Genomic DNA, 19,379 nt, shown 5'->3' on the forward strand with positions numbered 1-19,379 from the left:
TCTGCCCATGGCACGAATTGCGGTGATCGGCGCCGGGATGGGCGCGATGGCTACGGCGGCCCGGCTGGCCGTGGCGGGGCATCAGGTGACGGTGTACGAGCGCGGGGGGACCTACGGCGGCGCCGTCGGCCGCTACGAGCGCGAAGGCTTCGTCTTCGACACCGGCCCCGGGCTGCTGCACCTGCCCGCCGTCTACCGCGACCTGTTCGTCAAGACCGGCAAGCGGCCGCTGGAGGAGTGCGCCGAGCTGGTCCAGGTCGACCCTGCCGTCCGGCACGTGCTCTCGGACGGCCGGACGGTCACCCTCCCGGGCACATCGCACGGAGGCGTGGCAGCCACCCTCGACGAGGCCTTCGGCTCGGGTGCGGGCGATCGCTGGAGTGCGGTCCTGGGCCGCGCCCGGGACGCCTGGGACGCCACCCGCCGCCCGCTGCTGGAGGAGCCGCTGCGCCCCGACCGCCAGGCGCTGGGCCGCGACCCCTATCCGGCGCTGCGCGGCAGCGGGCTGCTGCGCCGCCGGCCGCCGACGCTGGCCGAGGTCGCCGCGCGCGAGCTCGGCGGCGACGGCCTCGGGGGGCTGCTCGCCGAGCGGGTGCGCGCGTACGGGCTCGATCCGGCGACCGCGCCCGCCTCCGCGGCGGTGCTGCCCTACATGGAGCAGACCTTCGGCAGCTGGTACGTGCGCGGCGGGATCCGGGAGCTGGCCACCGCCGTGTACGAGCGGTGCCTGGAGCGGAAGGTGGACTTTGTCTTCGGCGCCGAGGTCCGCGAGGTGCTCGTACGGGAGGACCGTGCGGCCGGGCTGGTGCTCGCCGACGGCGTCGTGGTCGAAGCCGGTTCCGTGGTCTGCGCGGCCGACCCGCGGCGGCTGGGGATCACCCCGGACGCGGGCGCCGCGCCCGCCCGCGCGGCGGAACCCGCCCGCTGGTACACCCTCTTCGCCGCGCTGCGCGGGGCCCGCGACGGCGATGCCGTGCACCGCACGGTCCCGGCCGTCCTCCAGCCCCACCGGTCCGTCACCGTGCTGCGCCCCGACGACCCGGCCACCCGGCCCGACGCGGACCACGAGGCGGTCACCGTGCACGCGGTGGTGACGGGCGGGCCCGCTCCGTCCGGCCAGGAGCTGCTGGCCGCGGCGGCCCGCGCCGTGCCCGGTCTGCGGGAGCGGCTGCTGTGGCACGAACTGCGCACCCCGGCCGACATCGAGGCGGCCACCGGTGCCGTCGGCGGCGCCGTGCCCGCCCCCTCGCTGGCCGGGGCCGGGGGCCGGCTGCTGCGCCCCGCGAACACCACCGCACTGCCGGGGCTCTACCTCGCCGGCGGCTGGGCGCACCCCGGCGGCGGACTGGCGCACGCGGGGATGACGGGCGCCCTGGTGGCCGGGCTGATCGTGGAGGGCGCGGACTTCCGCGGCTCGCAGTAGGCGGCGGCCCCGTCGGGGCGCGGGCCGGCGGCCCGTACCGGCGGCGGCCTAGTAGCGGTACTGCTCGTACTCGCCGGTGCCCTGGTACGGGTACTGCTGCTGCTCCTCCACCGGGTAGGGCTGGGCGCCCCCGTCGGTGGACCGCTGCTGCGGGACCCAGACCCCGCCGGGCGGGGTGTCCATGGAGTACTGCTCCTGCTGCTGCGCGTACGGGTCGGGGGCATAGGTGCCGTACGGGGCGTAGCCGTACGCCTGCTGGGGTGCCACGGTCCCGCCGGTGCCGATGTACGGGTCCGAGTAGGCGGCGTAGACCTGCTGCTCGCCGGGGGCCGGGTAGCCGGTGGTGTAGTCGTAGCCGCCCTGGACCTGCGGGTCGTAGTAGGCCGCGTACTGGTGGGAGTCCTGCTCGGCCGTGGTGAACGGCGAGGCGAAGGAGCCGGTGCTCTGGATGCTCTGTATCCCGTACGAGCCGGTCTCCTCGGGCACCGGCTGCACGGCGTAGTAGTCCTGTGTCCCGGCACTTCCCTGATCGGATCCGGGGCCGGCGAAGTCGGCGTACTGCGCGGAGTCCTCGTCCGGGTCCGCCGCCGCGGCCTCGGGGCCGTACTCCAGGGCCGTCACCTGGAGCGCCGGCTCCTGGCGCGGGCCGCCCGCGGCCCTGCGGCGCCGGCTCTGCGGTACGACGGGCTCCGGCTTGTCCCTGCGCAGTGCCCAGCCGGCCACGAATCCCTTGCGGAAGGACAGGGTCACCAGGGTCTGGCCCGCCGCGAACGCGACGGCGCCGGCGCCGATGACGAGCACGGACGGCAGGACGACGCCGGCGACGACGCCGAGGAAGCCGGCGAAGGCGAGCAGACGCCAGCGCAGCCGGGCCTTGTACTGCATCAGGACCTCGGCAAGCAGCCACAGCGCGACGAAACCGAACGCGATGTAGAGGACCGTCATACCCATGCGTGGCCCCTCTCGGTACGGCCGACCACCCAGGGAACGGGGGTCCGCCGGTCAGGCCCGCTGGTGCAGGCCCAGGTTCTCGTAGATCTCGAGAGTCGCCGTGGAATTGTTCAGCGTGATGAAGTGCAGTCCCGGGACACCCTCGGACAGCAGCCGCGCGCAGAACTCCGTGGCGAACTCGATGCCAATGGAGCGTACAGCGGCCGGATCGTCCTTGACGGCGAGCATGCGCTCTTTCACTGCCGCGGGGAAGACCGCGGTGCTGAGTTGGGGAAGCCGGTCGAGCTGCTTGATGCCCACAACAGGCATGACCTCGGGGATGATCGGGGTCTCGCAGCCCGCCTTCTCGGCGCTGTCGCGCATCCTCAGATAATTCTCGGGGTCGAAGAACATCTGCGTGATCGCGTAGTCCGCACCGGCGCGACACTTGTCCACGAAGTGTCGGATGTCCGTGTCCCAGTCCTCGGAGCGCGGGTGCATCTCGGGGAAGGCCGCGACGCCGACACAGAAGTCTCCGGACTCCTTGAGCAGCCGGACCAGGTCGGCGGCGTAGTGCACGCCTTCGGGGTGGGCCACCCACGGGCCCATCGGGTCGCCCGGCGGGTCCCCGCGCAGGGCGAGCATGTTGCGGATGCCGGCGTCGGCGAACTGGCCGATGACGTGGCGCAGCTCGGCGACGGAGTGGTCCACCGCCGTGAGGTGCGCGACGGGGGTCAGCGTGGTGTTCGCGGCGATCTGCTCGGTGGCCCGCACGGTCCCGCCGCGGGTGGAGCCGCCGGCGCCGTAGGTGACGGAGACGAAGCTCGGGGCCACCGCCTCGACCCGGCGCAGGGCGTTCCAGAGGTTGCGCTCGCCCTTCTCGGTCTTGGGCGCCCAGAACTCGAAGGAGTACGAGCGCCCGGACGCGAGGAGGTCTCGGACCGTGTGCGCACGGTCCGACCAGGTGGAAGCGGTACCAAGGGCCATACGGGCAGGTTAGACGCGCTCCCGGGGACACCGAAGCCGTGTCCACGCATTGGACACGGAAATGAGACGGCCGAGCGGTTCGGAGCGTCCGGAGCGGGAGGGGCGGCCTAGGCGAGGCGGGCGCGGACGCGCTTGGCCAGGTCGGCGGCGGCGGCGCCGGGGTCGGAGGCCTCGGTCAGGGCGCGGACGACCACGACGCGGGAGGCGCCGGCGTCCAGCACCTCGTCCAGGTTCGACGCGTCGATGCCGCCGATGGCGAACCAGGGACGCTCCGAGGCGAGCGAGGCCGCGTGGCGCACGAGCCCGAGCCCCGGGGCGTGGCGGCCGGGCTTGGTGGGGGTGGGCCAGCAGGGACCGGTACAGAAGTAGTCGACGCCGGGCTCGGCGGCGGCCGCGTCGGCCTCGGCCTCGGAGTGGCAGGAGCGGCCGATGAGGACCTCGCGGCCGAGGATGGCGCGGGCGGCGGGCACCGGGATGTCGCCCTGTCCGAGGTGCAGTACGTCGGAGCCGATGGCGTGCGCGACGTCGGCGCGGTCGTTCACGGCGAGCAGCTTGCCGTGGCGGCGGGCTGCGTCGGCGAAGACCTGGAGGTGCTCCAGCTCCTCGCCGGCCTCCATGCCCTTGTCGCGGAGCTGGACGATGTCGACGCCTCCGGCGAGGACGGCGTCGAGGAACCGGGGGAGGTCACCCTGCCGCTTGCGGGCGTCCGTGCACAGGTAGAGCCGGGCGTCGGACAGCTGGGCGGCGATGGCGGACATGGGTACCCCCGGGATGGTGTGTCGTACGTACGCGGTGTGCGGTCCCCGGCCGGGGACCGCACACCGCGCGTGGCGTTGCGCTGCCTCCACCTCGTGAGAGGTGGGGTCAGGTCAGATGGCGAGCGCCTGAGCGCGGCGCTTCACCTCCGTGCCGCGATTCTCGCTCAGCGCCTGCACGGGGGTGCCCGGCAGGCTGTCGTCGGCGGTGAACAGCCACTCCAGGATCTCCGCGTCCGTGAAGCGGTCGTCGCGGAGCACGGTCAGCAAGCCGACCAGGCCCTTGACGATCTTGTCCCCGTCGATGAAGGCGGCGGGCACCTGGAGGGAGCGGTTCTCGCCGCGGCGCACCGCGAGCAGCTGACCTTCCTTGACCAGCTGGCGAACCTTGGTCACTTCGATGTCGAGCATCTCCGCGATGTCGGGGAGGTACAGCCAGGCGGGAACAAGGGCATCGATCTTTGCGTCAATCTCGGTCACGGACACAAGCCTGCCATCTCGGACTCGCTGCCGGTACCCGAGCGGCCCCGTCCGGGTCCCGGCCGGGCGCCCGCGCCCCCTCGCGAGCCTCCCGACGGCACTCCCCGTGCTGGTGCCGTGACCGGAAAGGTCCGCCGGGTCGCGGCATCGGGGCGTGTTTCACACATCCCGCTCCGCCCGCGGCGCCAGGCGCTCCTTCGAAGAACACGCTTCACACGGTCGCCGACTTCAGTGCGACCGCGGGGTCGGCGACCTTGGCCGGGTCCACCCGCGCACCCGATTCGACGAGGCGCCGGCCCTGGGCCAGGTCGCGGGGGCGGCCCACCGCCAGGACGGCGACCATCCGGTCCTCCCGCAGCCAGCACACCGACCAGGCCTCGGCCTCCGGGTCGCCGCGCCACACCAGCGCGTCCGAGGCGCCATGGTGGCCCGCGTACTGCACGAAGCGGCCGAACTGCTCGGACCAGAAGTACGGCACCGGGTCGTAGACCTGCTCCGCGGTCCGGCCCGCGGCCTGGTCACCGCCCCGGCCCGGGACCTCGTCGCCGCCCCGGTCCGCGCGCCGGCCCGCGGCCTCCTCGCCGCCCCGGTCCGCGGCCTGCGCCCCGGCCGGGTCGGTGGTGCGCGCCGCCAGGATGTTCGCCGCCACCACCCTCGGCCCCTGCAGCGCGTTGTCCCAGTGGTGCACCAGCAGCCGCGCCCCGTACCGCCCGGAGGGGAAGGACGCGCAGTCCCCCACCGCGTACACCCCGGGCACCGAGGTGCGCAGGTGCTCGTCGGCGACGACCGCGCCGTCGGGACCCAGTTCCACGCCCGAGCCCGCCAGCCAGTCCGTCGCGGGCCGGGCGCCGATGCCCACGACGACCGCGCCGGCCGCCAGCTCGCGCCCGTCCCCCAGCAGCACCCGGCCCTCCTCCACGGAGGCCACCCGCGCGCCCGTCAGCAGCGAGGCGCCCGCCTGCGCGTACCAGCGGCCCATCGGCCCGGCCACCTCCGCCGGCAGCGCGCCCGCCAGGACCCGGTCGGCCGCCTCGACGACGGTCACCTCGCAGCCGGCCTCGCGCGCCGCCGTGGCGAACTCCGCGCCGATCCACCCGGCGCCGACGACCACCACCGCCGAGGCCGCCGCGAGCACCGGCCGGAGCCTGGCCGCGTCGTCCAGGGTGCGCAGCAGGTGCACGCCCGGGACGCCCTCCGCGCCGGGCAGGTTCAGCGGCCGCGCGCCGGTCGCCAGTACGAGGATGCCGTACGGGACCGGGCCCGCCTCGGTGTCCACCTCGCGGGCGGCCGGCCGCAGGCCGGTGACCTCGACGCCGAGGCGGAGTTCGATGTCCAGGCCTTCGAAGTCGACGTCGAAGGCCGAGTCCTCGGCTTTGCCGAGGAGCACCGCCTTGGACAGCGGCGGCCGGTCGTAGGGCTGGTGGGGTTCGGCGCCCAACAGGGTGACGGGGCCGGTCCAGCCCTGTTCCCGGAGGGCGACCGCTGTCTGGACCCCGGCCATGCCGGCGCCTACGACGACGACGCCGCGCCGCGTGTGTTCCGTCTGTTGCGTCTGCTCGCTCACGCGGTCCAGCCTAATCATCTGACGGTCCGTCAGGAATAGCGGGCGCGGACCCGGCACGGAACCGCAGCGGGGAGGCAGGCTTACCCGGCGTCGGGCTCGGCGTTACTCTGGCCCCCGAACCTATCGCGGGAGTCCGGGCGCACCGGGCTGAGAGGGAGGCTGGCCGGCCTCCGACCGTACGAACCTGATCCGGGTCATGCCGGCGAAGGGAGGGGCTGGACGCCCATGCACTCATCCAGGAAGAGCCGGAGTCCCGGCTACGACGTCCTCGTCATCGGGGGCGGGATCATCGGCCTGGTCACCGCCTGGCGGGCGGCCCGGCACGGGCTGCGCACCGCCCTGGCCGACCCGGCGCCCGGCGGCGGCGCCGCCCAGGTCGCGGCCGGCATGCTCGCCGCCGTCACCGAGCTGCACTACGGCGAGGAGACGCTGCTCGGGCTCAACGTCGCCTCCGCCGCCCGCTACCCGCAGTTCGCCGCCGAACTCGCCGAGGCCAGTGGCGGCATGGACATCGGCTATCGAGCCTGCGGCACCCTCGCGGTGGCCCTCGACTCCGACGACCGCCTCCACCTGCGCGAACTGCACGCCCTCCAGCGCCGCTGCGGCCTGGAGTCGCAGTGGCTGACCGGCCGCGAGTGCCGCCGCCTGGAGCCGATGCTGGCCCCCGGCGTCCGCGGCGGCCTGCGCGTGGACGGCGACCACCAGGTCGACCCGCGGCGCCTCGCGGCCGCGCTGCTGGCCGCCTGCGAGCGGGCCGGGGTCGCCTTCCACCGCGCGAGGGCCGCGCGGCTGCTGATCACCGCCGACCGGGCTTCCGGGGCGGTCCTCGACGACGCGGACGCCACCGAGCTGCCCGCCGGCCAGGTGGTGCTGGCCGCGGGCTCGCTCAGCGGGCGCCTGGACGGCGTACCGCCCGAGGTCGCGGCCCCCGTACGGCCGGTGAAGGGCCAGGTGCTGCGGCTCGCCGTGCCGCCGTCGTACGCGCCGTTCCTGTCGCGGACGGTACGGGCCGTCGTGCGCGGCAGCCACGTGTACCTGGTGCCTCGCGAGAACGGCGAGCTCGTCATCGGAGCCACCAGCGAGGAACTCGGCTGGGACACCACCGTCACCGCGGGAGGGGTCTACGAGCTCCTGCGCGACGCCCACGAACTGGTACCCGGCATCACCGAACTCCCGCTGGTGGAGACCCGGGCGGGGCTGCGGCCCGGCTCGCCGGACAACGCCCCGCTGCTCGGCCCGACCGACCTGCCCGGCCTGCACCTGGCCACCGGTCACTACCGCAACGGGGTCCTGCTGACCCCGCTGACCGGCGACGTCATGGCGGAACTGCTGACCACCGGCCAACTCCCGGAGATCGCCCGCCCCTTCACCCCCCGTCGTTTCGCCCTCACGCGGCAGGAGTCGTACGCATGACCATTTCCGTCAACGGCGAGCAGCGCGAGATCGCGGCCGGAACCACGCTCGGCGTGGTGGTCGCCACCCTCACCCAGGCCACCAAGGGGGTCGCGGCGGCCCTGAACGAGACGGTGGTGCCGCGCGGCCAATGGCCCTACACCTCCGTGCGGGACGGCGACCGCGTCGAGATCCTCACCGCGGTCCAGGGAGGCTGAGCACATGGCGGACATGCCCGACGACGCATTCACCCTGGCCGGCCGGAGCTTCTCCTCGCGCCTGATCATGGGCACGGGAGGGGCGCCGAGCCTGGACATCCTGGAGCGGGCGCTGGTGGCCTCCGGCACCGAGCTCACGACGGTGGCGATGCGCAGGCTGGACCCGACGGTGCAGGGCTCCGTCCTGTCCGTGCTGACCAAGCTCGGGATCGCGGTGCTGCCCAACACGGCGGGCTGCTTCACGGCGGGCGAGGCGGTGCTCACCGCCCGCCTGGCCCGGGAGGCCCTCGGCACGGACTGGATCAAGCTGGAGGTCGTCGCGGACGAGCGGACGCTCCTCCCGGACGGGGTGGAGCTGCTCGACGCCGCCGAGGTCCTGGTGGACGAGGGCTTCACGGTCCTGCCGTACACGAACGACGACCCGGTGCTCGCGCGCAAGCTGGAGGACGTGGGCTGCGCGGCGATCATGCCGCTGGGGTCCCCGATCGGCTCGGGGATGGGCATCCGCAACCCGCACAACTTCGAGCTGATCACGGAGCGGGCGGGGGTCCCGGTGATCCTGGACGCGGGGGCCGGCACGGCCTCGGACGTGGCCCTGGCCATGGAGCTGGGCTGCTCGGCTGTGATGCTCGCCTCCGCGGTGACCCGCGCGCAGCTTCCCGTCCTGATGGCGGCGGCCATGCGGGACGCGGTGACGGCGGGCCGCTTCGCGTACCGCGCGGGCCGCATCCCGGAGCGCCGCTTCGCGGAGCCCTCCTCCCCGGTGGAGGGCCGCGCCGCCCTCGACCCGGAACGCCCGGCGTTTTGAGCCCGTGGGCCGGCGATCGGGCCCCGCCGGCGTGTGGGGCGCGGGCTCGGGGCCGACCCCGGCAGCGGCGCCGCAGGCGGACCGCCGCGTCACAGCTGCGCTGCAACCACGGTCCCCGGGACGGCACCGCGCCCGGCCCTCGTAGAATCGCCGGGTGGACACGACCATGGAAGACCCCCTTGTCGGGCAGACGCTCGACGGCCGCTACCGCGTGGACGCCCGTATCGCGGCCGGCGGCATGGCCACGGTCTACCGGGCCGTCGACACCCGCCTCGACCGCGTGCTCGCGCTGAAGGTGATGCACCCGGCGCTCGCCGCCGACGGCGCCTTCGTCGACCGGTTCATCCGGGAGGCGAAGTCCGTGGCCCGCCTCGCCCACCCCAATGTGGTGGCGGTCTTCGACCAGGGCATGCACGGGCCTTACACGTACCTGGCGATGGAGTACGTCTCGGGCTGCACCCTGCGCGACGTGCTCCGCGAGCGCGGTGCGCTGCAGCCCCGTGCCGCCCTCGACATCCTCGAACCGGTCCTCGCCGCCCTCGGCGCCGCGCACCGGGCCGGCTTCGTGCACCGCGACATGAAGCCCGAGAACGTGCTGATCGGCGACGACGGCCGCGTCAAGGTGGCCGACTTCGGGCTGGTCCGGTCCGTCGACTCCGTCACGAACACCACGGGCTCCGTCCTCGGCACGGTCTCCTACCTCGCCCCCGAGCAGATCCAGAACGGTGTCACCGACACCCGCGTGGACGTCTACGCCTGCGGTGTCGTGCTCTACGAGATGCTCACGGGCTCCAAGCCGCACACCGGCGACAATCCCGCCCAGGTGCTCTACCGCCACCTCGGCGAGGACGTCCCGCCCCCCTCGGCGGCCGTCCCCGGCCTGCCGGCCGCGCTCGACGAGCTCGTCGCCCACGCCACGGCCCGCGATCCCGAGCTGCGGCCCCACGACGCCGCCGCCCTCCTCGGGCTGGCCCGGGACGCCCGCGCGCGGCTCGGCGAGGCCGAGCTGGACGTCGTACCGCCGCAGGCGCGCGCCCAGGAGCGGACCGCCGCCGAGGACCGCACCAGCGTGATCCCCCGGCCGGTCGCCCCGCACTCCGCGCCGCTGTCCCACACGTCCCGGCTGGCGTCTCCGCCGCTGCCCCCGGCCGGCCCCCGGCGGCCGCGCCGGCGCGGGCTGCTGCTCGTGGTCGTCGGCGTGCTGCTCTCCCTCAGCCTCGGCACGAGCGTCTGGTACATCAGTTCCGGACAGTTCACGAAGGTCCCGAACCTGCTCGGCAAGACCGAGGCGGACGCCAAGTCCCGCCTGTCGGACGCCGGTCTCGGCGTGAAGCGGGTCGATCGGAAGTTCAGCGACTCCTTCGCCAAGGGGACGGTGATGAACACCGATCCCTCGGGCGGCAGGCGCATCCGCGGCAACGGCGCGGTGACGCTCACCGTCTCGCGCGGCCCCGAGGTCGTCGTGGTGCCCGACCTGAAGGGCAAGCCGCTGGAGGCGGCGAAGGCGGAGCTGGCCTCGGCCGGTCTGGGTGTGGGGGCGCTCACGCAGGCCTTCAGCCAGGAAGTCGCCCAGGGCTCGGTGATCGGCACGGATCCGCCGGGCGGCCAGAAGCGGCCCCTGGACACCGAGGTCGCGCTGCTGGTCAGCAAGGGCCGCCCGGTACCGGTGCCGAGCGTGACGGGCAAGCCCGTGGACCAGGCCCGTTCCCTCCTGGAGGACCTCGGCCTGAAGGTGGCGACGGCCCCGGAGCAGGTCAACTCCCCCTCCCCCGCGGGTTCGGTGGCCAACCAGTCGATCGGCGCGGGCACCCAGGCCGCCACCGGTGACACGGTCACGCTCACCGTATCCAAGGGCCCGCGGCAGATCCCGGTCCCGGGCGTCACCGGCCAGGACGTGGAGACGGCCAAGAAGGCCCTGGAGGGGCTGGGCTTCAAGGTGAAGGTCGACAGGCCCTTCCTCTCCTTCAGCAACACCATCGAATCCCAGTCGGTGCCCGCCGGCCAGAGCGCCGCCGAAGGCAGCACGATCACCATCAGGACCAAGGGGCTTTGACCGCACGCCATGAGCAATTCAACGGGCCGCAATCCAGTGGGCGGGCATGTCCCGGTAGCGGGCGGGCTCGCCTCGGTCGGGCTGGCCTACGCCCGTGAGATGGGCGCCGAGGCCGTGCAGGTCTTCGTCGCCAACCCGCGCGGCTGGGCGACCCCGGTCGGCAACCCGGCGCAGGACGAGCTGTTCCGCGAGGCGTGCGCGACCGGATCGATCCCGGCGTACGTCCACGCGCCGTACCTGATCAACTTCGGCTCGCACACCGAGGCGACGGTCGAGAAGTCCGTGGAGTCACTGCGCCACTCACTGCGCCGGGCCCGGGCGATCGGCGCGCTCGGGGTCGTCGTCCACACCGGATCGGCGACCGGGGGCCGCCCGCGCGAGGCTGCGTACGCGCAGGTCAGGGAGCACATGCTGCCACTGCTCGACGAGCTGACGCATGACGACGACCCCTTCCTGCTGCTGGAGTCGACGGCCGGGCAGGGCTCCTCGCTGTGCTCCCGGACCTGGGACTTCAGCCCGTACTTCGACGCCCTCGACCACCACCCGAAGCTCGGGATCTGCCTGGACACCTGCCACGTCTTCGCGGCCGGGCACGACCTGGCGGAGCCTGGCGGGACGAAGCAGACGCTGGACCTGCTGGTGGACGCGGTGGGCGAGGGCCGGCTGAAGCTGGTGCACGCGAACGACTCCAAGGAGGGCGTGGGCGCCCACAAGGACCGGCACGAGAACATCGGGCAGGGCCACATCGGCCGGGACGCCTTCGCCGAGCTGTTCACGCATCCTGCGATGGACGGGGTACCGCTGATCACGGAAACGCCGGGCGGCAAGCAGGGCCACGCGGCGGACGTGGCGCTACTCAAGGAGCTCCGCGGACTCGGGTGACCCGTTGAGGGAATACCCCATGGGGGTATACGGTTCCGTCATTACGGCAGAACCGCTACTCGCGTTTCCCATCAGGGGGTCGTCATGGAGCACACACCCGAGCACCACGAGCACCACGGACACGGCGAGCACCACGGGCACGGCGGGCACGGAGGCGGAGGGGTCACCTGGGCCGCCGCGGCGCGGGCCACCCTCCACTGCCTCACCGGATGCGCCATCGGCGAAGTGCTCGGCATGGTCATCGGCACCGCGCTCGGCTGGGGGAACGTCCCGACGATGGTCCTCGCGATCGTCCTCGCGTTCTTCTTCGGCTACGCGCTCACCCTGCGCGGGATCCTCACGGCCGGCGTGGACCTCCGTACGGCCGTCCGGGTGGCGCTGGCGGCGGACACCCTTTCGATCGCCGTCATGGAGCTCATCGACAACGGGGTCATCGTCCTGTGGCCCGGCGCCATGGACGCGATGCTGTCGGACGCGCTGTTCTGGATCGCGCTGGCGATCTCGCTCGCGGTGGCCTTCGTCGTCACGACGCCGGTCAACAAGTGGATGATCGGCCGCGGCAAGGGGCACGCGGTCGTCCACCAGTACCACCACTGAACGGGGGCGCGGCGGTGGAGCTGGCGACCTACAGTTCGGGGCCGTCCCCGGGCTCCTCCTGGTAGGAGTAGCGCTGCTCCCGCCAGGGGTCGCCGATGTTGTGGTAGCCGCGCTCCTCCCAGAAGCCGCGGCGGTCGGCGGTCATGTACTCGACGCCGCGGACCCACTTGGGGCCCTTCCAGGCGTACAGGTGGGGCACGACGAGCCGCAACGGGAAACCGTGCTCGGCCGTGAGCAGTTCACCGCCCTGATGGGTGGCGAAGACCGACCGCTCGGAGGCGAAGTCGGCGAGGCGCATGTTGGAGCTGAAGCCGTACTCGGCCCACACCATCACGTGCGTGACCTGCGGGGACGGCGGGGCGAGGTCGAGGATCGTGCGCGCGAGCACGCCGCCCCACTCGGCGCCGGGCATGCTGAACTTCGTCACGCAATGCAGGTCCGCCACCACGGATTCGAACGGCAGCGCCGCGAACTCCTCGTGGTTCCAGCAGTGCTTGTCCCCGTCGGCCGTCGCACCGAAGACGCGGAACTCCCAGCGGTCCGGCTTGAACTTGGGGACCGGCCCGTAATGGGTGACCGGCCAGCCTCGCTGCAGCCTCTGCCCCGGGGGAAGCTCCAGTTGCTCTGATCCCGGAGATTCCCGGCTTTCCGGCTGACCCATACCTCCATGGTGACAGACTTGGCAGGGTGGTCATGACCAGGTACGGGCCGATTCGGGCAAGTCACGGCAACTCCCACTAAGGAGGCACTTACTGGACGGCCACCGGTGGCGATGCGAGGATGCGCGCACCTGTTCCGTCACTTTGCTGACATTGCCTGGAAGGAGCCTCTGCGATGCAGGGCGACCCCGAGGTCCTCGAGTTTCTCAACGAGCAGCTGACCGGCGAGCTTACGGCCATCAACCAGTACTGGCTCCACTACCGGATCCAGGACAACAAGGGCTGGACGAAGCTCGCGAAGTACACCCGTGCCGAGTCCATCGACGAGATGAAGCACGCGGACAAGATCACCGAGCGCATCCTGATGCTCGACGGCCTCCCGAACTACCAGCGCCTCTTCCACGTGCGCGTCGGCCAGACGCTAACGGAGATGTTCCAGTGCGACCGCCAGGTCGAGGTCGAGGCGATCGACCGACTCAAGCGCGGCATCGAGGTCATGCGCGGCAAGGGTGACGTCACCTCGGCGCGTCTCTTCGAGGAGATCCTGGAGGACGAGGAGCACCACATCGACTACCTCGACACCCAGCTGGAGCTCATCGAGTCCATCGGCGAGGCGCTCTACATCGCGCAGCTCATCGAGCAGCCGGAGAGCTAGCCGCCGCAGGGCGCCGACGGGGTTTACGCGGCTTCGGCGAGCTCCGCGCCGACGGGCACCAGCGGGTCCGCGGCGAGTACGGCGGCGGCGTCGCCCTTCTCCAGCAGCTCCCGGCGGGGGCACGCCCCGCGACCGAGGAGGCCCTGGATGGTGCGCACGCAGGAACCGCAGTCGGTGCCGGCCTTCGTCTCCGAGGCGATCTGGCGGGGGGTGCAGGCCCCGGCAGCCGCGTGGTCCTTGACCTGCTTGTCGGTGATCCCGAAGCAAGAGCAGACGTACACGCGGTTCACCTCCCCGGCAGGAATGGTCGGCCAGCCCCTCCCCTATTCGGTGAGGCTTACCTAACCATACCCAAACTTAGGGTCCCCTAAAAGGGCCGGATACGACGATGGGGCACGGATCACATTCGATCCGTGCCCCATCGTCATGAGGTGCTCACACTGAGCTCGCCGCTCTACTGGTCGCGGTACATCTCGGCGACCAGGAACGCCAGGTCCAGGGACTGGCTGCGGTTGAGGCGCGGGTCGCAGGCCGTCTCGTAGCGCTGGTGCAGGTCGTCGACGAAGATTTCGTCGCCGCCCCCCACGCACTCGGTGACGTCGTCACCGGTGAGCTCGACGTGGATGCCGCCCGGGTGGGTGCCGAGGCCCTTGTGGACCTCGAAGAAGCCCTTGACCTCGTCGAGCACGTCGTCGAAACGGCGCGTCTTGTGGCCGGAGGCCGCCTCGAAGGTGTTGCCGTGCATCGGGTCGGTGACCCAGGCGACGGTCGCACCGGAGGCGGTGACCTTCTCGACGAGCTCGGGAAGCTTGTCGCGGACCTTGTCGGCGCCCATGCGGACGACGAAGGTCAGCCGGCCCGGCTCGCGCTCGGGGTCCAGCCGGTCGATGTAGGTGAGCGCCTCGTCCACCGTGGTGGTGGGACCGAGCTTGATGCCGATCGGGTTGGCGATCTGCGAGCAGAACTCGATGTGCGCGTGGTCCAGCTGGCGCGTGCGCTCACCGATCCACACCATGTGGCCGGACGTGTCGTACAGCCGGCCGGTACGCGAGTCGGTACGGGTGAGGGCGCCCTCGTAGTCGAGCAGCAGCGCCTCGTGGGAGGCGTAGAACTCGACGGCCTTGAACTCGGCCGGGTCGGTGCCGCACGCCTTCATGAAGTTCAGCGCGTTGTCGATCTCCCGCGCGAGCTGCTCGTAGCGCTGCCCGGACGGGGAGGACTTCACGAAGTCCTGGTTCCAGGCGTGGACCTGGCGCAGGTCGGCGTAGCCGCCGGTGGTGAAGGCGCGCACCAGGTTCAGCGTCGAGGCGGACGCGTGGTACATCCGCTTCAGCCGCTCGGGGTCCGGGATCCGGGCCTCTTCGGTGAAGGGGAAGCCGTTGACGGAGTCACCGCGGTAGGTCGGCAGGGTGATGCCGTCGCGGGTCTCGGTGTCCTTGGAGCGCGGCTTGGAGTACTGCCCGGCGATGCGGCCCACCTTGACGACGGGCACGGAGGCCGCGTACGTCAGGACGGCGCTCATCTGGAGCAGCGTCTTCAGCTTGGCGCGGATGTGGTCGGCGGACACGGCGTCGAAGGCCTCGGCACAGTCGCCGCCCTGGAGCAGGAACGCCTCGCCCTTGGCGACGGCTCCCAGACGGGCGCGCAGCTGGTCGCACTCACCCGCGAAGACGAGGGGAGGATACGACTCGAGGTCCGCGACGACAGCGCGCAGGGCCTCGGCATCGGGGTACGAAGGCTGCTGCGCCGCGGGAAGGTCTCGCCAGGTCGCCTTGGAGGCGGGGGCTTGGATTTCAGCGTTCACGGTCACCCCATACACCTTACGGCGTCGCACGGCACGTCCGGCCCGACGCCCACTACGTGAGATGGATGTCCCTCCCTGTGTTACCCACCCGTTCGCCCCACCGAGTGGGCTAGGGTGCACCGCATGTACGCGCACTCGAACCAGAACTGGTGGTGGCCCGCTCCCGGCGGCCCACTTCTCGCGCGTACCTGAAGACACGAGCGAAGCGAAGGCCGCCCCGAGGGGCGGCCTTCCGCGTTTGCGCCGGAACACGGGCCGTCCCACCCACCGAAACCGGATAGGACGCCCACTCCATGCAACTGAGCCGCCTGCTCGACGACGCCTGCCCGCCGTTCGCGCTGCTGCGCCGCCGCACGCCCGGCCGCGACCACGACACCGTCGAGGTGTTGATCGGCCCCGTCCACGAGGTCGAGCGCCTCGCCGACCTGCCCGTCGGCGAGCGGCCCGCGCTGGCACTCGTCCCCTTCCGTCAGATGCGGGAGCGCGGGTTCGACGTACGCGACGACGGGACGCCGCTGAGCGTGCTGGTCGCCGGCGAGGCCTACGAGATCCCGCTCGCCGAGGCGCTGGCGGCCCTGCCGGCCCATGAGGTACGGGTCGACCGCGGCGGCTTCGACGTCCCCGACGAGGAGTACGCGCGGACCGTCCGGCGGGTCATCGAGGACGAGATCGGCCGCGGCGAGGGCGCGAACTTCGTCATCCGGCGCACGTACGAGGGTCGGATCGAGGGCTTCGGCCGCGCCGACGCGCTCGCGCTGTTCCGGCGGCTGCTGCAGGGCGAGCGCGGCGCGTACTGGACGTACGTGGTCCACACCGGGGAGCGCACCCTCGTCGGGGCCAGCCCCGAGGTGCACGTACGGATGTCCGGCGGGACGGTCGTGATGAACCCGATCAGCGGTACGTACCGGTATCCGGCCGAGGGCCCCTCCGTGGAGTCCCTGCTGTCCTTCCTCGGGGACCGCAAGGAGACCGAGGAGCTGTCCATGGTCGTCGACGAGGAACTGAAGATGATGTGCACCGTCGGCGACATGGGCGGGGTCGTCGTCGGACCCCGGCTCAAGGAGATGGCGCACCTCGCGCACACCGAGTACGAGCTGCGCGGCCGGTCCTCGCTGGATGTGCGGGAGGTCCTGAAGGAGACCATGTTCGCGGCGACGGTGACCGGCTCGCCGGTGCAGAACGCCTGCCGGGTCATCGAGCGGTACGAGACGGGCGGGCGCCGCTACTACGCGGGCGCGCTGGCGCTGCTGGGCCTGGACTCCGCCGGCGCGCAGACGCTGGACTCGCCGATCCTGATCCGCACGGCGGACATCGCTGCGGACGGCGTGCTCCGGGTGCCCGTCGGGGCCACCCTGGTGCGGCACTCCGACCCGGCGGGCGAGGTCGCCGAGACCCACGCGAAGGCGGCGGGCGTGCTGGCGGCGCTCGGCGTCCGCCCGGCGGCCCGGCCGGCGGACGCCGCCGTGCCCCGCCTCGCCGCCGACCCCCGGGTGCAGGCGGCCCTGGCGGCCAGGCGGCACGACCTGGCCCCGTTCTGGCTGCGGATGCAGGAGCGGCCGGCGGAGGTCACGGGCCACGCGCTGGTGGTGGACGGCGAGGACACCTTCACCTCGATGCTGGGGCACGTGCTGCGGGTGGCCGGACTGGAGGTGACCGTCCGCCGCTACGACGATCCGGGCCTGCGGGCGGCAGCCCTGGCATGGGACGGGCCGATCGTGCTGGGCCCGGGGCCGGGGGATCCGGCGGACGCCAGCGACCCGAAGATCCGGATGATGCGCGGGCTGACGGCGGAGCTCCTCGCCTCGCACCGGGGCGGGCTGCTCGCGGTCTGCCTCAGCCACCAGCTGCTGGCGGCGGAGCTGGGGCTCGCCCTGGTCCGCAAGGCCGAGCCCGCCCAGGGGGCGCAGACGCGGATCCCGTTCTTCGGGGCGCAGGAGGTGGTGGGCTTCTACAACACGTACGCGGCCGCGTGCTCCGCGCAGGAGGCGGAGTCCTTGGCGCTGCGGGGCGTCGAGGTCTCCCGTGATCCCGCGACGGGTGAGGTCCACGCGCTGCGCTCCGCCGCCGGCGGCTTCGCGGGCGTCCAGTTCCACCCGGAGTCGGTGCTGACCCTGCGGGGAGCCGAGCTCGTCCGCGACCTCCTGGCCGGGGTCCGGGCCGCCGCCACGGCGTAGCCACCTGGTGGGTGGGGGGCGCTGCGCGGAGCTGTCCCCTACCCCCCTTCCACCGTTCCCCGGGCTCTGCCCTCAACCGCCGGACGGGCGGGAGGAGCCGGCCCCCGTCAAAGCGGGATCGCGTCGTCCTTCATCGTCTTCAGCGCCTCGGCGCCGACGATGTGGTGCGTGGACTCCAGCAGCGGGACGTGCAGGCTGATCAGGTCCGAGGCCGCGAACAGTTCCTCCTTGTCGACGTACTTCATGCCCAGTTCCACGCACGCCGGGTTGCGCGCCGCGTCCCAGCCCAGCAGGTTCATCCCGAAGCCGTGCGCGATCCGGGTGAACGCCTCGCCGATCTTGCCGGTGCCGAGCACGCCCACCGTGCGGCCGCGCATGTCGCGGCCCATCAGGCCGTTCAGCCGGAAGTCGAAGTCCCGTGTCCGGTTCGAGGCGCGGACGATCCGCCGGTTCACGGCCAGGGCCAGGGTCCAGGCGAACTCGGCCACCGAGTACGGGGAGTAGGAGGAGACCCGGCTGACCGTCAGGCCGAGCCCCCGCGCGACGTCCAGGTCGATGTTGTTGAAGCCGGTGGAGCGCTGGGCGATCATCTTCGTCCCGCCGTCCGCCAGGGTCCGCAGCACCCGCCCGCTCAGGTCGGCGTTCACGCTCGACGACACGATTTCGTACCCGGCCGCGATGGGGGCGGTGTCCTCGCTCAGGAAGACGTCCAGGCAGCGCACCTCGTGCTGTCCCTCGAAGGCCTTCTCGATGAGCGGCTTCTCGTCTCCCTGCACCCCGAATGCCAGGATTTCCACGTTCGCTCCCGTAGTGCGGAAAGATTCGGACCATGGGCCGTTCGTCACCTTACGACCCACGGTCCGCCTCCGCGCGGGGCTCAGCCGAAGAACACTCCGGCCTCCTCGTACAGCGCCGGGTCCACCGTCTTGAGCTTCGCCGTGGCCTCGGCGATCGGCACGCGCACGATGTCCGTCCCCTTCAGCGCGACCATCTTGCCGAAGTCCCCGTCGCGCACGGCGTCGATCGCGTGCAGCCCGAACCGGGTCGCCAGCCAGCGGTCGAAGGCGCTCGGCGTGCCGCCCCGCTGGATGTGTCCGAGCACGGTCGTACGGGCTTCCTTGCCGGTCCGCGCCTCGATCTCCTTGGCCAGCCACTCGCCCACGCCCGACAGCCGGACGTGCCCGAAGGAGTCCTTCGTCGCGTCCTTCAGCACCATCTCGCCGTCCTTGGGCATCGCGCCCTCCGCGACGCACACGATCGGCGCGTAGCTCGCCTTGAACCGGGAGGTCACCCAGGCGCACACCTGGTCCACGTCGAAGCGCTGCTCCGGAATGAGGATGACGTTGGCGCCGCCCGCGAGTCCCGAGTGCAGGGCGATCCAGCCGGCGTGGCGGCCCATCACCTCGACGACCAGGACGCGCATGTGCGATTCCGCCGTGGTGTGCAGCCGGTCGATGGCCTCGGTGGCGATGCCGACGGCCGTGTCGAAGCCGAAGGTGTAGTCGGTGGCCGACAGGTCGTTGTCGATGGTCTTGGGGACGCCGACGCAGGGGATCCCGTACTCCTCGTACAGTTTCGCGGCCACGCCCAGGGTGTCCTCGCCGCCGATCGCGACGAGGGCGTCGACCTCGTACTTGGCGAGGTTGTCCTTGATCTGGCGGACGCCGCCGGCCAGCTTGAACGGGTTGGTGCGCGAGGAGCCGAGGATGGTGCCGCCGCGCGGCAGGATCCCGCGGACGGCGGGGATGTCGAGCGGGACGGTGTTGCCCTCGACCGCTCCGCGCCAGCCGTCCCTGAAGCCGATGAAGTCGTAGGCGTACTCCTGGACGCCCTTGCGCACGACGCTGCGGATCACCGCGTTGAGTCCGGGGCAGTCGCCGCCGCCCGTCAGCACTCCGACCTTCATGGAATTTCCCTTCGCCACAGGGCCCGCTGAGGCCGCAGGGCCCGCATGACGGTCACGCTAGTGGTGACTCAGGTCACAGCAAGGTGCCGGGA

Annotated in this window: 18 protein-coding genes, 1 pseudogene and 1 riboswitch; of the genes and pseudogenes, 9 read left to right on the plus strand and 10 right to left on the minus strand. The window is 72.4% G+C overall.

Features of this window, described 5'->3' with window-relative positions; translation table 11 throughout:
- Nucleotides 1-7 precede the first annotated feature (7 nt).
- Nucleotides 8-1,423, plus strand: coding sequence for a phytoene desaturase family protein (locus ACFWBY_RS19985; RefSeq protein ID WP_385336430.1), 1,416 nt, complete (start codon nt 8-10; stop codon nt 1,421-1,423).
- A 48-nt stretch (nt 1,424-1,471) separates the two neighbouring features.
- On the opposite strand, the gene ACFWBY_RS19990 is transcribed toward ACFWBY_RS19985, so the two are convergent.
- The 5 genes from ACFWBY_RS19990 to ACFWBY_RS20010 form a co-directional block, all read right to left on the minus strand.
- Nucleotides 1,472-2,374, minus strand: a complete 903-nt coding sequence (locus ACFWBY_RS19990) for a hypothetical protein (RefSeq protein ID WP_385336432.1) — start codon at nt 2,372-2,374, stop codon at nt 1,472-1,474.
- 51 nt (nt 2,375-2,425) lie between these two features.
- Complete coding sequence (gene metF, locus ACFWBY_RS19995; RefSeq protein WP_385336434.1) at nt 2,426-3,340, minus strand: methylenetetrahydrofolate reductase [NAD(P)H]; 915 nt, start codon at nt 3,338-3,340, stop codon at nt 2,426-2,428.
- 107 nt (nt 3,341-3,447) lie between these two features.
- Nucleotides 3,448-4,098, minus strand: a complete 651-nt coding sequence (gene thiE / locus ACFWBY_RS20000) for a thiamine phosphate synthase (protein WP_385336436.1) — start codon at nt 4,096-4,098, stop codon at nt 3,448-3,450.
- Nucleotides 4,099-4,209: 111 nt separating this feature from the next.
- On the minus strand, nt 4,210-4,575 hold the full coding sequence (locus ACFWBY_RS20005; protein WP_385336438.1) for an Rv2175c family DNA-binding protein: 366 nt from the start codon (nt 4,573-4,575) through the stop codon (nt 4,210-4,212).
- Nucleotides 4,576-4,786: 211 nt separating this feature from the next.
- Nucleotides 4,787-6,139, minus strand: a complete 1,353-nt coding sequence (locus ACFWBY_RS20010) for an NAD(P)/FAD-dependent oxidoreductase (protein WP_385336440.1) — start codon at nt 6,137-6,139, stop codon at nt 4,787-4,789.
- A 115-nt stretch (nt 6,140-6,254) separates the two neighbouring features.
- A riboswitch (TPP riboswitch) is annotated at nt 6,255-6,367 on the plus strand.
- Here ACFWBY_RS20010 and thiO point away from each other — a divergent pair.
- From thiO to ACFWBY_RS20040, 6 genes are all read left to right on the plus strand, one after another.
- Complete coding sequence (gene thiO, locus ACFWBY_RS20015) at nt 6,365-7,552, plus strand: glycine oxidase ThiO (RefSeq protein ID WP_385336442.1); 1,188 nt, start codon at nt 6,365-6,367, stop codon at nt 7,550-7,552. (Overlaps the previous riboswitch by 3 nt.)
- Nucleotides 7,549-7,749: a sulfur carrier protein ThiS gene (gene thiS / locus ACFWBY_RS20020; RefSeq protein ID WP_385336444.1), complete on the plus strand. Its 201-nt coding sequence runs from the start codon at nt 7,549-7,551 to the stop codon at nt 7,747-7,749. Before thiO ends, thiS begins: the two co-directional genes overlap by 4 nt.
- 13 nt (nt 7,750-7,762) lie before the next feature.
- Entirely contained in the window at nt 7,763-8,557 is a 795-nt protein-coding gene (locus ACFWBY_RS20025) for a thiazole synthase (protein ID WP_385336481.1), read from the plus strand.
- Between the two features lie 154 nt (nt 8,558-8,711).
- Nucleotides 8,712-10,610, plus strand: coding sequence for a Stk1 family PASTA domain-containing Ser/Thr kinase (gene pknB, locus ACFWBY_RS20030; RefSeq protein WP_385336446.1), 1,899 nt, complete (start codon nt 8,712-8,714; stop codon nt 10,608-10,610).
- 9 nt (nt 10,611-10,619) lie between these two features.
- Nucleotides 10,620-11,492 (plus strand): deoxyribonuclease IV, encoded by an 873-nt coding sequence (locus ACFWBY_RS20035; RefSeq protein WP_385336448.1) that lies wholly within the window; start codon nt 10,620-10,622, stop codon nt 11,490-11,492.
- Nucleotides 11,493-11,576: 84 nt separating this feature from the next.
- The gene (locus ACFWBY_RS20040; protein ID WP_385336450.1) at nt 11,577-12,089 is read left to right on the plus strand and encodes a DUF4396 domain-containing protein; all 513 of its coding nucleotides are present in this window, start codon (nt 11,577-11,579) and stop codon (nt 12,087-12,089) included.
- Between the two features lie 28 nt (nt 12,090-12,117).
- Here the strand turns inward: ACFWBY_RS20040 and ACFWBY_RS20045 are convergent, their stop codons facing one another.
- Nucleotides 12,118-12,750, minus strand: coding sequence for a sulfite oxidase-like oxidoreductase (locus tag ACFWBY_RS20045; protein ID WP_385336452.1), 633 nt, complete (start codon nt 12,748-12,750; stop codon nt 12,118-12,120).
- 173 nt (nt 12,751-12,923) lie between these two features.
- On the opposite strand from ACFWBY_RS20045, the gene bfr reads away from it, so the two are divergent.
- Complete coding sequence (gene bfr / locus ACFWBY_RS20050) at nt 12,924-13,403, plus strand: bacterioferritin (RefSeq protein WP_385336454.1); 480 nt, start codon at nt 12,924-12,926, stop codon at nt 13,401-13,403.
- 23 nt (nt 13,404-13,426) lie between these two features.
- Here bfr and ACFWBY_RS20055 read toward each other — a convergent pair whose 3' ends face one another.
- Both ACFWBY_RS20055 and ACFWBY_RS20060 read right to left on the minus strand, forming a co-directional pair.
- Nucleotides 13,427-13,693, minus strand: a complete 267-nt coding sequence (locus ACFWBY_RS20055) for a bacterioferritin-associated ferredoxin (protein WP_385336456.1) — start codon at nt 13,691-13,693, stop codon at nt 13,427-13,429.
- 164 nt (nt 13,694-13,857) lie between these two features.
- A complete protein-coding gene (locus ACFWBY_RS20060) occupies nt 13,858-15,222 on the minus strand; it encodes a class II 3-deoxy-7-phosphoheptulonate synthase (RefSeq protein ID WP_385336483.1) in 1,365 nt (454 codons plus the stop codon).
- A gap of 278 nt (nt 15,223-15,500) precedes the next feature.
- On the opposite strand from ACFWBY_RS20060, the gene ACFWBY_RS20065 reads away from it, so the two are divergent.
- Nucleotides 15,501-17,381, plus strand: a complete 1,881-nt coding sequence (locus ACFWBY_RS20065; RefSeq protein ID WP_385336458.1) for an anthranilate synthase family protein — start codon at nt 15,501-15,503, stop codon at nt 17,379-17,381.
- Nucleotides 17,382-17,497: 116 nt separating this feature from the next.
- Here the strand turns inward: ACFWBY_RS20065 and ACFWBY_RS20070 are convergent.
- A pseudogene (locus ACFWBY_RS20070) lies at nt 17,498-18,178 on the minus strand (NAD(P)-dependent oxidoreductase); the annotation flags it as partial.
- A gap of 80 nt (nt 18,179-18,258) precedes the next feature.
- A complete protein-coding gene (locus ACFWBY_RS20075) occupies nt 18,259-19,287 on the minus strand; it encodes a 6-phosphofructokinase (protein ID WP_385336460.1) in 1,029 nt (342 codons plus the stop codon).
- Between the last annotated feature and the right edge of the window lie 92 nt (nt 19,288-19,379).

It is taken from the genome of Streptomyces sp. NPDC060049, from assembly GCF_042736715.1.
Taxonomy (GTDB): Bacteria; Actinomycetota; Actinomycetes; order Streptomycetales; family Streptomycetaceae; genus Streptomyces.